This window comes from Streptomyces corynorhini (assembly GCF_003346515.1).
Lineage (GTDB): Bacteria > Actinomycetota > Actinomycetes > Streptomycetales > Streptomycetaceae > Streptomyces > Streptomyces corynorhini.
In genome coordinates this window covers 1-13,209 of record NZ_QQNA01000234.1, presented here as the reverse complement: position 1 = coordinate 13,209, position 13,209 = coordinate 1, and the positions used below count along the sequence as shown (strand labels likewise).

General features: G+C 71.0%; 10 protein-coding genes and 3 pseudogenes. 5 read left to right on the top strand and 8 right to left on the bottom strand.

What is annotated here, in order from left to right:
* Nucleotides 1-337: pseudogene (locus DVH02_RS26040) on the bottom strand (hypothetical protein); the annotation flags it as partial.
* A 164-nt stretch (nt 338-501) separates the two neighbouring features.
* Here DVH02_RS26040 and DVH02_RS26035 point away from each other — a divergent pair.
* Nucleotides 502-1,518, top strand: a complete 1,017-nt coding sequence (locus DVH02_RS26035; RefSeq protein ID WP_114626293.1) for a YihY/virulence factor BrkB family protein — start codon at nt 502-504, stop codon at nt 1,516-1,518.
* Here DVH02_RS26035 and DVH02_RS26030 read toward each other — a convergent pair.
* Nucleotides 1,466-2,710, bottom strand: coding sequence for a D-alanyl-D-alanine carboxypeptidase family protein (locus tag DVH02_RS26030; RefSeq protein ID WP_325051406.1), 1,245 nt, complete (start codon nt 2,708-2,710; stop codon nt 1,466-1,468). The genes DVH02_RS26035 and DVH02_RS26030 overlap by 53 nt on opposite strands.
* Nucleotides 2,711-2,795: 85 nt before the next feature.
* Between DVH02_RS26030 and DVH02_RS36445 the strand changes: the two genes are divergently transcribed.
* Nucleotides 2,796-3,044: an SCO4848 family membrane protein gene (locus tag DVH02_RS36445; protein ID WP_233518462.1), complete on the top strand. Its 249-nt coding sequence runs from the start codon at nt 2,796-2,798 to the stop codon at nt 3,042-3,044.
* A 74-nt stretch (nt 3,045-3,118) separates the two neighbouring features.
* Nucleotides 3,119-4,567 carry a metallophosphoesterase gene (locus DVH02_RS26025; protein ID WP_114626291.1) on the top strand — a complete coding sequence of 483 codons (1,449 nt, stop codon included), beginning with the start codon at nt 3,119-3,121 and terminating at the stop codon, nt 4,565-4,567.
* A 30-nt stretch (nt 4,568-4,597) separates the two neighbouring features.
* On the opposite strand, the gene DVH02_RS26020 is transcribed toward DVH02_RS26025, so the two are convergent.
* The 5 genes and pseudogenes from DVH02_RS26020 to DVH02_RS26000 form a co-directional block, all read right to left on the bottom strand.
* Entirely contained in the window at nt 4,598-5,233 is a 636-nt protein-coding gene (locus DVH02_RS26020) for a TetR/AcrR family transcriptional regulator (RefSeq protein WP_407697680.1), read from the bottom strand.
* Between the two features lie 233 nt (nt 5,234-5,466).
* A pseudogene (locus tag DVH02_RS26015) lies at nt 5,467-5,949 on the bottom strand (transposase family protein); the annotation flags it as partial.
* A gap of 184 nt (nt 5,950-6,133) precedes the next feature.
* Nucleotides 6,134-8,428, bottom strand: a complete 2,295-nt coding sequence (locus tag DVH02_RS26010; RefSeq protein WP_114626294.1) for an FtsX-like permease family protein — start codon at nt 8,426-8,428, stop codon at nt 6,134-6,136.
* Nucleotides 8,429-8,541: 113 nt separating this feature from the next.
* The gene (locus DVH02_RS26005) at nt 8,542-9,228 is read right to left on the bottom strand and encodes an ABC transporter ATP-binding protein (protein ID WP_114626289.1); all 687 of its coding nucleotides are present in this window, start codon (nt 9,226-9,228) and stop codon (nt 8,542-8,544) included.
* Nucleotides 9,225-9,749 carry a PadR family transcriptional regulator gene (locus DVH02_RS26000; RefSeq protein ID WP_114626288.1) on the bottom strand — a complete coding sequence of 175 codons (525 nt, stop codon included), beginning with the start codon at nt 9,747-9,749 and terminating at the stop codon, nt 9,225-9,227. Before DVH02_RS26000 ends, DVH02_RS26005 begins: the two co-directional genes overlap by 4 nt.
* Before the next feature lie 330 nt (nt 9,750-10,079).
* Here DVH02_RS26000 and DVH02_RS25995 point away from each other — a divergent pair.
* Nucleotides 10,080-10,313: pseudogene (locus tag DVH02_RS25995) on the top strand (ATP-binding cassette domain-containing protein); the annotation flags it as partial.
* 130 nt (nt 10,314-10,443) lie between these two features.
* On the opposite strand, the gene DVH02_RS25990 reads toward DVH02_RS25995, so the two are convergent.
* Nucleotides 10,444-11,403, bottom strand: a complete 960-nt coding sequence (locus DVH02_RS25990; RefSeq protein ID WP_114626287.1) for a transposase — start codon at nt 11,401-11,403, stop codon at nt 10,444-10,446.
* A 171-nt stretch (nt 11,404-11,574) separates the two neighbouring features.
* Between DVH02_RS25990 and DVH02_RS25985 the strand changes: the two genes are divergently transcribed.
* A complete protein-coding gene (locus tag DVH02_RS25985; protein WP_233518461.1) occupies nt 11,575-13,170 on the top strand; it encodes a peptide ABC transporter substrate-binding protein in 1,596 nt (531 codons plus the stop codon).
* Nucleotides 13,171-13,209: the final 39 nt, after the last annotated feature.

Sequence of the window (13,209 nt, the reverse complement as noted above, 5' to 3'; positions counted from 1 at the left end):
CGTCACCGCCGAGCACGGCTCCTACGCGCACGACTACTACGACGACGATTCCGTCGTCTCCCTGACCGGCCGGGGCGGCACCGCCCCGACGACCGCCCTGCGTTTCGGCCCGCGCTCGCCCGACGAGGTCTCCGCGGCGGTACGCGGCAGCGGGGCGCGCGGCGCCATCGCGCGCCCCGCTGCCGCGTACCGCCGCGGAGACCTCGTCGGGCGAGCGCGGGCCGAAACGCAGGGCGGTCGTCGGGGCGGTGCCGCCCCGGCCGGTCAGGGAGACGACGGAATCGTCGTCGTAGTAGTCGTGCGCGTAGGAGCCGTGCTCGGCGGTGTCGACAGACATGGAGGTGACCGTATCGCCCCCATACCGCAATCTTTGTCGCCTTTGTTGGGCTACCTGGATGAACTCGTATGAACGGGTGATCGATCGGTCCGCGCGGGCGACGCGGGCGCGGTCCGCACGGCGCCTGTCACGCTGTTCCGACGATTCGTGGGTAGATCTTCGCCATGGACTGGCTGAAAAAACTCCCCGTCATCGGTCCGTTCGTGGCCGGGCTGATGCGGACCCACGCCTGGCGCTCGTACGAGACGCTCGACCGGGTCCACTGGACACGGCTCGCCGCCGCGATCACCTTCATCAGCTTTCTCTCCCTCTTCCCGCTGATCACCGTGGGCGCCGCCGTCGGCGCCGCGCTGCTCAGCGAGGGACAGCTCGACCGGATCCAGGACTCCATCGAGAAGCAGGTGCCCGGCATCTCCGACCAGCTCGACCTGAACGCCCTCGTCGCCAACGCGGGCACGGTCGGGCTGGTGGCCGGGGCGCTGCTGCTGTTCACGGGCATCGGCTGGGTCGGCTCGATGCGCGAGTGCCTGCGGGCCGTGTGGGAGCTGGACGACGGCGAACAGGGCAACCCCGTCGTCCTCAAGGGCAAGGACGGGCTGGTGCTCCTCGGCCTCGGCGCCGTCGGCCTCGCCTCACTGGCCGCGTCGGGCCTGGGCTCCACGGCCGTCGGCTGGACCGCCGCCCGCCTCGGCATCCCCGAGGGCGGCGCGGGCGGCGTGCTGCTCCAGGCCGCCGCCCTCGCCGTCGCGGTCCTCGCCGACTTCCTGCTCCTGCTCTACGTGCTGACGCTGCTGCCCCGCGTCCAGCCGCCGCGCCGTCGGCTCGTGGTCGCCGCGCTGCTCGGCGCCGTCGGCTTCGAGCTGCTCAAGCTGCTGCTGGGCGGCTATATGAAGGGCGTGGCGGGCAAGAGTATGTACGGCGCGTTCGGGGTGCCGGTGGCGCTGCTGCTGTGGATCAACTTCACCGCGAAGCTGCTGCTGTTCTGCGCCGCCTGGACGGCCACACGCGGCCGTACCGAGGCGGAGCGCGCGGACGCGCAGGAGCGCGCGGACGGGCCCGAGCGGGTCACGGACGGGCCCGAGCGGGTCACGGACGGGCCCGAGCGGGTCACGGACGGGCCCGAGCGGGTCACGGACGCGGACGGCGACGGACCAGATCGGGCAGCGGCCAGCGCCGGTTGACCAGGAACACGCCTCCCGCCAGCGCGATCAGCACCCCGCCCGCGACGGCCAGCGCGATCCCCACCCCGTCCGAGCCGCCGCTGCTCGCCGCGGTGACCGCCTCGGCGGGCCCGGTGGCCTCCGGCGACTCCCCGCTGACCGGCGTGGGGCTCGCCCCGGTCTCCGTGGTGGCGGACTTCGGCGGCACCAGCTCACCGACCGGCGTCACCTTCCCGGCCGCCGCGAAGCCCCAGTCCAGCAGCCGCGCCGCCTCCTGGTAGACCGCGTGCGGCTCGGTGGAGGCCGGGTTCATGACGGTGACCAGCAGCTTCTTGCCGTTCCGCTCGGCGACCCCGGTGAAGGTCGTACCGGCGTGGGTGGTGCTGCCGTTCTTCACCCCGGCGATCCCCGGGTACTGCGCGACCCCGTTGGCGCCGGTCAGCAGCCGGTTGGTGTTCTGGATCTCGAAGGTCTCGCGCTTCTTGCCCTTCTTCTTCTCCCCGGGGAACTGGGCCGTCGCCGTCGCGCAGTACTCCCGGAAGTCCTTCTTCTGCAGCCCCGAGCGGGCGAAGAGAGTGAGGTCGTAGGCGGAGGAGACCTGGCCCTTCTCGTCGTACCCGTCGGGCGAGACGACGTGCGTGTCCAGCGCCTGCAGTTCGTCGGCGTGCTTCTGCATGTCCGCGACGGTCTTGGGGATCCCGCCGTTCATCTCCGAGAGCACGTGCACCGCGTCGTTGCCCGACTTCAGGAAGACGCCCAGCCACAGGTCGTGGACGCTGTACGTCAGGTTCTCCTTCACCCCGACCAGACTGCTGCCCGAGCCCATGCCCTCCAGATCGGCCGGCGCCACCGTGTGCTTCTCGTCCTTGGGCATCCGGGGCAGCAGGGTGTCCGCGAAGAGCATCTTCAGGGTCGAGGCCGGGGCCAGCCGCCAGTGCGCGTTGTGCGAGGCCAGCACATCGCCGTGCTCGGCGTCGGCGACGATCCAGGACCGGCCGCTCAGCTTCTTGGGCAGGGCGGGCGCGCCGTTGCCCAGCTCCACCTGGGTGCCCGCCACCCCGAGCTTCGCCCCGCCGACCGTGGACATCGCGGCGGGCGGCTGCGGCTGTTTCCTGTCGCCGTCGGCCTTTCCGTCCGCCGACGCGGGTACGGCGGTCAGAACGGGCAGGAGCGCGGCGGCGACCGTCACGGCGGTCTTTTTCAGAGCGGACACGACCGTGAACGTACATGGCCCCGACAACGGCCCTTCCCCGGGACCCCGCCGCCGGTGCGCGAAGGGCCCCGGCGATACTGAAGCCATGAAGCTCAGCCGCCCCGTGTCCTGGTTCCTGCTCGCGTTCGGGGTCTGGAGCTGGTTCATCTGGGTCACCTTCGTCAAGAACCTGTGGCAGGACGGCAGCGGACTCGCCTTCGACGACGCCGGTGCTCCGACGGCGTACTTCTGGGTGCATCTGACGCTCGCCATCGTGTCCTTTCTTCTGGGGACGGCCATCGGCGTCATCGGGTTCCGGGGCGTACGCGCGCTGCGCCGCGCGCCGCGGGAGTAACACACGCACAGCGTGGACAATCCGGGCAACCGGGACAGTGGGTAACGGGGTTGACAGGGCTAGGGGGCTCGTTCGTGGTGGTCGTCGTCGTTCTGGGGGCGCTCGTCGCCGTCGCGCTGGTCGCGGCGGCTCACCGGTATGTATGGCTGCGCCTGGTACGCGATACGACGGCCCCGGGGGGCCTCGCCCGCACGGCGGGCACGGTCGCCGCGGTGGTCCTGCCGCTGCTGGCCGTGGGCGCGATGGTCTCGGGGCGCGCGGGCGCGCCCTTCTGGCTGCAGCAGACGCTGGCCTGGCCGGGTTTCCTGTGGCTGGCGACGCTGCTGTATCTGCTGCTGGCACTGGTGGTGGGCGAGGCGGTACGGCCTCTACTGAGGAGACTGCCAGCGCGTGGCCGGGACGGCGAGGCGGCGCGGTCCATGGGAGCGGCGCCCCAGGAGACCACGGCCGGACCGGAGTCCGGGCGGACGCCGGAGTCCGCGCCGAAGCCGGAGTCGAAGCCGCAGTCCGCGCCCGAGTCCGCGCCCGAGCCCGAGGCGCCGTCCGCGCCTGTGCCCGCACCCGCGCCCGAGTCCGCACCCGCGCCCGCGCCCGCGCCCGGCCGGGCGGCGGCGGCCGGTCCCGAGCCCGTACCGGCCACCGTGCTCGCCTCGCAGTCGGCCCCGGCGCCCACGCGGGCGCCCGCCCCGCTCGCCACGCCCTCCCGCAGGCTCTTCGTCTCCCGCGTCGTCGGTGGCGCCGCCGCTGCCGCCGCCCTCGCGACCGTCGGCAACGGCATGCACGGCGTGCTGCGCGGCCCCCGGGTGAAGCGGCTCACCGTCCCGCTCGCCAAGCTGCCGCGCGCCGCCCACGGCTTCCGTATCGCCGTCGTGAGCGACATCCACCTCGGCCCGATCCTGGGCCGCGCCCACTCCCGGCGCGTCGTCGACACCATCAACGCCACCCAGCCCGATCTGATCGCCGTCGTCGGCGACCTGGTCGACGGCAGCGTCCGGGACCTGGGCCCGGCGGCCGAGCCGCTCGCGGACCTGACGGCGCGGCACGGCGCGTTCTTCGTCACCGGGAACCACGAGTACTTCTCCGGCGCGGCCGAATGGGTCGACCACGTACGCGAACTGGGCATGCGGCCCCTGGAGAACGAGCGCGTCGAGATCGCGGGCTTCGATCTGGCGGGGGTCAACGACATCGCGGGCGAGAGCGAGGGCTCGGGACCCGACTTCGGCAAGGCGCTCGGCGACCGCGACCAGGCCAGGGCGTCCGTACTCCTCGCCCATCAGCCGGTGGTCATCCACGACGCCGTGCGCCACGGCGTCGACCTCCAGCTCTCCGGCCACACCCACGGCGGCCAGCTGTGGCCAGGCAACTACCTGGCCGAGCTGGCCAACCCGACCGTCGCCGGGCTGGAGCGCTACGAGGACACCCAGCTCTACGTGTCGCGCGGCGCGGGCGCCTGGGGCCCGCCCGTGCGGGTCGGCGCGCCCTCCGACATCACCGTCGTGGAGCTGGCCTCCCGGCAGGCGTGAGCCGGTCCCGGGCCCGCGCCGTCGCCGGGCTCAGGGCTTCCCTGCCCGGGAGGCCGCCGTCCGCGCCATGCCCGGCAGGAAGTCCGCGAGCAGCTCGTGTACTTCGCGCAGGAGCGGGCGCAGCACCCGGAAGCGGGAGAGCGCGACGGAGCGGGCGGCCAGCCTGGCACCGCGCAGCGCCAGCGTGCGGGAGCGTTCCGAGCCCTCCGAGCGGTCGTACACCCAGAACAGCACGAGTCCCATCTGCGCCAGCCACAGCACCTCGGGGAGAGTGGCCGCCAGCTCCGCCGGGACCTTCGTCCGGGATCCGGCCAGTACCTCCCGGTGGACGGAGACGGCCGCCTCGCGCGTGGGTTCCGATTCCGGGGAGAAGGGGCTGAGCGGACTGTCGGGGTCCGCCGCGTTCTTGAAGAACTGGGCGGCGAACTCGTGGTACGGCTCGGCGATGTCGAGCCACCCCGTCAGCACCCCCGCCAGCCGTGCCTCCAGCCGGACCTCCCGGTCCAGCACGGGCCTGATCGCCGCGCGGTGCTCGGCGGCGATCCGGTCGTAGAAGCCCTGGACGAGGTGCTCCTTGGACGAGAAGTAGTAGTACGCGTTGCCGACGGAGACCCCGGCCTCCTTGGCGATGGCCCGCATGGTCGTCTTGTCGTAACCACGCTCCATGAACAGCCGCAGCGCCGTTTCGAGGATGAGCGTGCGGGTCTGCTCGCTCTTCGGCGCGGAGGCCGGGGCGGAGGTCCGCGTGTCCTTCTGGGCCTTCTCGTCCTTCTCGTCCTTCACAGGGCCCGAGCCTAATCCGACGGCGCGAGCGCCTCGCACGCCCCGTCGCAGGGCCCGCCGTCGCCGCCCGATACGTGGCGGCGGCCAAGACGCCGACCCGGGGCGAAGGGGGCCCCGATCCCGTGCTGCCGGGCGGCGGTGAGGTCGTGGTCGAGCCGGGCAGAGCCGGCGAGGCCCATAGCAGACGGCCGAACGGATCGGTGAGAACCTGGACGTTCATGCCGTGACGTTTGTGCTTCCCGGAGTAGTACGGGGTATCGGCGGCGACGCGGTCCATGGGCAGCAGGGTGCCGTCGAGGATGACGAACGCCTTCGCCCGGATGGTCTTCATCGCCTCGGTCAGGGTCGGGGCGAGGGCGGACAGGGCCTCGACGGCTTCTCGTACGCAGCGGTAGACGGTTGCGATCCCGATGCCGAACCCGGCGGCGAGCTGGGCGTAAGTGTCACCGCAGCGCAGATGAGCCAGGGCGAGCAAGGCTATGTGCGGCGGACAGGGGTCGCCACCGCGTTCCTGTCTCCTGCCGCCGCACGGTCAGTTGCCCCGTCAGGAACTGCAGAGTGCGGCTGGACAGATCAATCGAGGACGGGTACACAAGCACGCGAAGCTCCTGGCGGGCACGGGTGATCTTGATCGGGAACCCGTCTACCAGGAGCTTCGTCCTTGCGCAGGACTGTCCAACTCGCCCTCCACAACGCCAGCTCGGAAACGGCTCACTACGAAGGAAGACACGGCTGCGCCCTGCTCTCCTCTGTGCCTCTGACGAGCGTGGTCGCCACCATGTGCTACTCCGTGCGGAGGCCGTCCGGACGCATCAGTTTCAGCAGAGGCGGGATGCTCAGGGCCGTCACCGCCAGGACCACCACCGCGCCGGCGCCCGTCATCGTCAGGACATTCGTCCAGCCGACCGCCACGGTCGTGTCCGCCATCTTCAGGAGGACTGCACCGAGTGTCAGGCCCAGCGCCGCGGCGAGTGCCAGGCCCAGGGCGACCGGGATCGCGGTCTGCCACAGTACCGACAGGCACAGTGTGCGGCGCCGGGTGCCGAAGGCGACCAGCGCAGACAGTAGTTTTTTGCGCTCGCGCAGCTGCTCCAACTGCGCGACCAGCAGGCTCGCCCCGATCAGTGCGAGGACACAGGCCGCGCCGACGGACAGCCCGCGCTGGATGGAATCGTAGCTGTTCGACCGCTGACTCGACTCGTACGTCGTGATGTTCACGAGTGGGTGGATCTGCGCGGCGGCGTTACGCACGATCTCGTGTCCCTCCGGGACCGATGGATCGAGTGTGAGGTAGATCTGCCCGCTGAGGCTGGAGACCGCGGCGGCGGGCAGCGCCTTCGTGGTGATCAGGAATCCGGTCCGTTCCCAGCCCGTCGGATCCATGCGCGGAGTGACCTGCTTGATGCCCCGCGGCACCGTCCAGACGGTCTTCGTCCCTTCTTCGGAGCCTTCGTAGGTGGGATCGATGGAGAGTCTCCGGCCGGATTCGGCCAATTCGGGGGCTACCGAGCCGCCCCTGCCCTGCAGGACGAACGCTTCTCCCTCGCGGCACGAGGGCAGCTTCGCCACCTCGCGCAGGGCCGCACAGTCGCCCACGGTGAGCCTCATGGATGTCTCCGGCTCCCGCTTGCTCACCCCGATCGTGCCGTCGGAGAGCGCGACGGCGTGGCGCACGCCCCGCGTCCCGGCGAGTTTGCGCCGGGCGTCGGCGAGAGAGACATTCTTCGGCACGGACGCGTTCAGCCGGGCGGGTGAGTGGTCCTGGCCGGGGGACTTCGTGTAGTCGCTCTGGACGCCGGCGAACAGCATGTGCAGGGCGATCGCGCCGGCCACCGCCACCGTGATGCCATTGACCGAGCGGGCCGCGGTGCCACTGCTCAACTGCAGCCTTCGTACGGCCAGTTGCCAGGAGACCGGGCCCGGGTTCAGGCGGGCCACGACAGCCTCCACGACCCACGGCAGCAGCGCGGTGATGCCGACGAGGAGCAGGACGACACCACCGGTCACCATGTACTCGTTGAAGTGGCCGTTCTCGGTGCCCTTGCCGATCATCGGAGCGAGCAGGCCGAGCCCGCCGAGCGGCAGCAGCAGCCGCCACCACAGCCTGCGCCGCGCGGGCCTGGCCGTACGCACCACGCCGAGCGGCTCGATGATCACTCCGCGCAGCGCGAGCAGCGTCACCACGACGGCGGCGGCCGGGACCGCGACGACGACCAGGAGGGCGAGTGGGGGCGTGGGGTTGAGGTAGCTGGGGAAGAGGCTGATGCCGAAGAGCTGCACATATCCGGCGATCTGGCGGCCGATCAGGAAGAAGCCGGTGCCGAAGAGCAGCCCGAGTACGGCTCCGGACAGAGCCTCGCCCGCGGCGATCCGGCGGGTCATCCGGCCGTCGGCGCCGACCAGCCGCAGCGCGGCGAGCCTGCGGTCGCGCCGCTCGCCCCCGAAGCGCACGGCCGCGGCGATGAACACGCCGACCGGCATCAGCAACACGATGAAGACGGTCAGGACGAGCAGGAGAAGGACCGGGTCCATCTCCTTCGAAGGCGCCTGATCCTCCTGGAAGGTGGCGAAACGCCTGACGTTGGAGCCGGTGTCGTACTCGGCCAGGTTCTGACCGCCCGCGTAGAAGGCGAGTTCGGCCGAGCCGATGAGGCCGCTCTCACCGATGGTGCCGGTCACGCGGTCCGGCAGGCGTTCGCGCAGCAGCGCGGAGCCTTCGGCCGCCAGCAGCTCCTTGAGCGCGGGGGACACAAGCATCTCGCCCGGCGCCGGGAACTTGCGCCCGCCCGGCGGCAGTGGCGCGCGCAGGCCCTCCGGCTCCAGTTCGCGGCCGCGGATCTCCGAGCCGCGGAACTCGGTGTCGACGTTCGCGACAAGCACCGTGTTGTCGGACTTGGCCGGCTCCGAGCCGAACTGCGGCCCCATGCGTGCGTACTCGCGGTCCGACCGCGCCTGCATGGCGTTCGGTACGGCGGTGGCGAGCAGCAGCAGCGCCACGCCGAGCCCCACGCCGACACCGGTGAGCAGGACACGTACCCAGCCCTCGCGGCCCCCGCTGAACGCGAACTTGACGCCCATGGCCAGCTCTCTGGACCACTGCCGCAGCATGGGGGCGTCGTGGCGGGAATCTTCCGGGGCGTCGAGCTTCGAAGGAACCCCGGGCGGGGCGACTGCGGTCGACGGGCGGGTGCTCATACGGCGCGCTCCATGTCCCGGGACTTGCCGTCGCGTACGACGATTTCGCGGTCCGAGTAGGCGGCCACCCGGGTCTCGTGCGTGACGAGGACGACGGCCGTGTTGGCGGACCTGGCGGCGTCCGCGAGCAGCCCCATCACGCGTTCGCCGTTGAGCGAGTCGAGGGCGCCGGTCGGCTCGTCGGCGAACAGTACCCGCGGGCCGGTGACCAAGGCGCGGGCAACGGCGACGCGTTGGCCCTGGCCGCCGGAGACTTCGCCGGGCCGCTTGCCCTTCAGGTCGTCGACCTCCAGGCGCTCCATCCAGGCCAGGGCGGTGCGCTCGGCCTCCTTGCGGGAGGTGCCGTTCAGGCGCAGCGGCAGGGCCACGTTCTCGACACAGGTCAGCTCCGGCACCAACTGGCCGAACTGGAAGACAAAGCCGAACTGCGAGCGCCGCAGCGCGCTGCGCTGGGAGTCGTTCATGGTCTCCATTTCGTGGCCGTTGTAAAGGATGGAGCCCGAGTCGGGCGTCACGATGCCGGCGAGGCAGTGCAGAAGGGTCGACTTGCCGGAGCCCGAGGGGCCCATGATCGCGACGACCTCGCCCGGGTGAATGGAGAACTCGGCGCCGTCGAGGGCGTTGGTGGGGCCGTACGCCTTGTACAGGTCGTGGGCCACGAGCAGGGATCCCGCAGGGGTCATCGGGTCACCGTCTCAGCGAGTTTGCCGAGGCGCGCGGCGGTGAGTTCGAGCCACCGCAGGTCGGCTTCGAGATGCAAGAGTGCGTGGTCGCAGATCAGCTGGTCGGCGAGATCACCCTTACGTTTGCGGTCGGTGAGGATGCGCATCATGCGCAGGTGTTCCGAGCGCTGGGTGTCGAGGATCTCGGACGCGTCGCGGTGCGTCAGGAGGGCGAGGAGGACCTTCGTGTAGAGGGTCGACTGGAGGTAGGGCTCCGGCTTCTCCGGCGTCGCGAGCCACCGCTGGACGTCGGTGACGCCGGCCTCGGTGATCGCGTAGCGCTTCCGCTCGGGGCCGGCGCCCGCCTCTATCCCGTCGACCTCCACAAGGCCGTTCTTCAACAGCCGGGACATCGTCGAATAGACCTGGCCGTAGTGCAGCGGCCTGTCGTGACCGAATTTCTCGTCGAAGGCCCGCTTCAGGTTGTAACCGTGACGGGGCCCGGACTCCAGGAGCCCTAGGAGGGTGTGAGGGATGGACATGCCAAACCACTATACACGGGGTGTATACATGCCGTGTATTCGTGCGGTGTGGATCTTCTGGCCAAGGAGCGCGATCCATCCGAATCGGCTTCTTGACGTGAAGTCGAATCTGCCGGTTGCCCCTTATGTCGCCCGTGATGGGCATCACATGCAGGGGAAAACCTGACGAGCCTCTCGGGCGTCTGGGAAGCGTGAGATCAGCCAGGGGAGCACGGCGCGAGCAGGCCCTGGCCAGGAGCTGTCCGGCCGGTGGCGAACGGTGACCGTGCGGCGATCGAGGAGACGGTACCGACCCTCCGCCCGTGTTCTGAGTGCGAGCGTCTCGGCGCTGTTGGGCTGGGCACTGGCGTACACGGGCTCCTCGGCCCTGACGGAGCTGACAAGACCACCCTCATCCGCACGCCGGCCACCGTGCTGCTTCCCACCGAGGGCACGCTGGAACTGCTCGGTGAGGAGTCGGGCGACCTGGAGGAGCGGCGTGCGCTGCGCCGCCGGATCGGTTACCTGCCGCAGCAGTTCGGCCATGACAAGCGTTTCACGGTACGCGAGTTCGTCGAGCACATGCGACAGCAGTCCTGGGCGCCGCTCTCGTCGCCCAGGCAACGGAGGGGCCCCGGCCGCGCGGCCGTCGTGGCCGTGCGGGCGGGGCTGTCGCGGCTGGCGCCGTTGTCGGGGGAGTGGCCCGGCCGGGGGGTCAGCTCGTGGCGCGGGTGGTCGCCGCTTCCGTGACCAGGGCGCACCAGGCGGCGTCCCGGGCGTCGCACCGGCCGCTCGCGCGCTCCTGTTCGACCGCCTCGTGCCAGCGCCGCCAGACGTCCTCCTTGGTCCACCCGGTGAAGCGCCGGTGCGCGGTGGCGGGCGACACCCCGAAGTGCGCGGGCAGTTGCTGCCAGCCGCAGCCCGAGGTCAGCACGTACACGACGGCGGTGAACGCCTGCCGCTCCTTCTTCGAAGGAGACGGCGGCAGCGCGCCTTCCGCGACCGCCCAGAGCGCGTCGGGGACGAGGCGCCCGGCCAGTGCCGGGTTCGGCGACTGGGTGGAGAAGCCGCGCGTCTCGTCACCGTCACCGTCGCGGTCGTCGCCGTAGTCGCCGCCGTCTGTCCCGGTCCTGGCCGAGGTGTCCTCGGCCGTCGCCGCCGGGGCCGGGTGCTGGCCGTGCTGTTCCTGGTACTCCCGCCAGCCGCGCAGCAGTTTGTGGTGGCCGCCCCGGATGTAGCGCATGTAGTCGCGCATGTTGCGCAACCGGCGCCGGGGCGCCTCCTCCTCGGGCCCGAGCAGGGTCAGCGCCTGCTCGGCGAGCCGCTCCTCGCGGTCGAGGAAGCTGCGTTCGCCCGCCAGGAAGCTGCCCCACACGTCGTCGTCGACCCGGAAGTAGTGGCTCCGCTCGCCGGGCACCGCGTGCCGCTTGAGGAACCCGGCCTCCGTCAGCCGCCGCGTCGCCAGCGAGATCGAGCCGGGGCTGACGCGCAGGGCGCGGGCCAGCTCACCGGATGAGACGTACGGGATGTCCGTGATGAGGAGATAGGCAATGATCCGGCCGTCCATCCGGCCGCTGCCGGCCGCCTCCCACAGCAGCCCCATCTCCTCGACGAATGTCTCCCGGTCCCAGCCCTCCGGGGTGCGCGTGGTGGCGCCGGAAGTGTCGGCTGGCATGCAAGTCCTCCGTGTTAAAGATTCATCTCATGCTAAATGTTTCGGAACTTTGCGTTGACACGGATTCTCACCTGGGGCGAGTATCCCCGGTACACGCACCCGGTACGCAACCGATCCGCACCGTCGCGACGCCCCGGGCCACCGCGTGCCCTGCTCTCCCATGGAGTTGTCTTGCCCAGATCATCCATGTCGAAGGCCGTACCGGCGAGCGTATCCCTCGCCCTCGCGCTCACCGCCTGCGCGGGCGGCGGCGAGACCGGTGCCGGAGCGTCGAAGAACGCCGGATTCTCCGTCGCCGTCGCCGAGCCGGACCATCTCACGCCCGGCCGCGGCAGCACCGCCAACGAGGAGTCGCGCGTCCTGTTCGCGCCGCTGGTGAAGGTCGACCCCGAGGGCGGCCTCAGCTACGTCCAGGCGAAGTCCGTGACCAGCGCCGACGCCCGCCACTGGACCATCGAACTGCGCCCCGGCTGGACCTTCCACAACGGCGAGCCGGTCACCGCGCAGAGCTACGCCGACGGCTGGAACCGCACCGCGTACGGACCCAACGCCTGGGCGGCCAACGGCCAGCTCGCCAACATCGAGGGATACGCGGCCCTCAACCCGGCCAAGGGCAAGCCGAAGACGAAGGAACTCTCCGGGCTGAAGGTCGTCGGCGACACCACCCTGAAGGTCACGCTCACCGCCCCCGACAGCCAGTTCCCGCTCCAGCTCACCCCCAACCAGCTCGGCTTCTACCCGCTGCCCGAGGCCGCCGTCACCGACCCGGAGGCGTACGACCGCAAGCCCATCGGCAACGGCCCGTTCAAGATGGACACGGCCTGGACGGTCGACAAGGGCACCACCGTCTCGCGCTACTCCTCGTACAAGGGCCCGGCACCCGCCTCGTCCGCCATCACGTTCAAGAGCTACAGCGACCTGCAGACCGCGTACACCGACGCCCAGGCCGGCAACACCGACGTCATCGGCGTCCCCCTGAGCAAGTACGGCAGCGCGAAGGCCGACTTCGGCGACCGGCTGTACACGTACGAGGCGCCCTCGCTGGAGTTCCTGTCCCTCCCGCTCTACGACAAGCGCTTCCAGGACGTACGGCTGCGCAAGGCGCTCTCGCTCGCCATCGACCGCGACGTCGTCAACAAGACCCTGTACGGCGGCCTCTACACCCCGGCCACCTCCCTCACCCCGCCCTCCGAGGTCGGCGCGCGGACCGGGCTCTGCGACGCCTGCTCGTTCGACCCGGCCGAGGCGAAGAGGCTCCTGAAGGAGGCGGGCGGCTGGTCAGGGGAGCTGCCGATCACCTACCCGGGCGGACTCGGCCTCGACGAGCTGTACAAGGCGATCGCCAACCAGATCCGCCAGCACCTCGGTATCGACGGCGTCGAGGCGCGGCCCACCGCCGACTGGCCCGAGTTCAGCGACAAGGTCTTCGGCAAGAAGCTCACCGGCCCGTACCACGCCCACTGGGGCGCGCTCTACCCCAGTATGCAGAGCACGCTGCGCGGCATCTTCACCACGGCGGGCGGCTGTTACGTGTGCAGCAACTACAGCGACCCCGACGTGGACGACCTGCTGCGGCGCGCGGACGGCGCGAAGACGCCCGCCGAGGCCGAGGCCCTCTACAACGGCGCCCAGGAACGGGTCCTGAAGGACTTCCCCGTCGTCCCGCTCTTCTACGGGACGTACGTCTACGCCAGCACCGACCGCGTCTCCGGCGTCACCGTCGGCCCCGCCGACCTCGACCTGGACCGGATCTCCGTCACGGGCTGACCCCCTCGCGCACCGCGCGCCCGTACCCCTCCGCCCGTA

Excerpts from the sequence above, each read along its gene's own strand:
- DVH02_RS26035 (WP_114626293.1), top strand. The coding sequence starts at position 502 with ATGGACTGGCTGAAAAAACTCCCCGTCATCGGTCCGTTCGTGGCCGGG.
- DVH02_RS36445 (WP_233518462.1), top strand. The coding sequence starts at position 2,796 with ATGAAGCTCAGCCGCCCCGTGTCCTGGTTCCTGCTCGCGTTCGGGGTC.
- DVH02_RS26020 (WP_407697680.1), bottom strand. The coding sequence starts at position 5,233 with ATGGAGCGTGGTTACGACAAGACGACCATGCGGGCCATCGCCAAGGAG.
- DVH02_RS26010 (WP_114626294.1), bottom strand. The coding sequence starts at position 8,428 with ATGGGCGTCAAGTTCGCGTTCAGCGGGGGCCGCGAGGGCTGGGTACGT.
- DVH02_RS26005 (WP_114626289.1), bottom strand. The coding sequence starts at position 9,228 with ATGACCCCTGCGGGATCCCTGCTCGTGGCCCACGACCTGTACAAGGCG.
- DVH02_RS26000 (WP_114626288.1), bottom strand. The coding sequence starts at position 9,749 with ATGTCCATCCCTCACACCCTCCTAGGGCTCCTGGAGTCCGGGCCCCGT.
- DVH02_RS25990 (WP_114626287.1), bottom strand. The coding sequence starts at position 11,403 with ATGCCAGCCGACACTTCCGGCGCCACCACGCGCACCCCGGAGGGCTGG.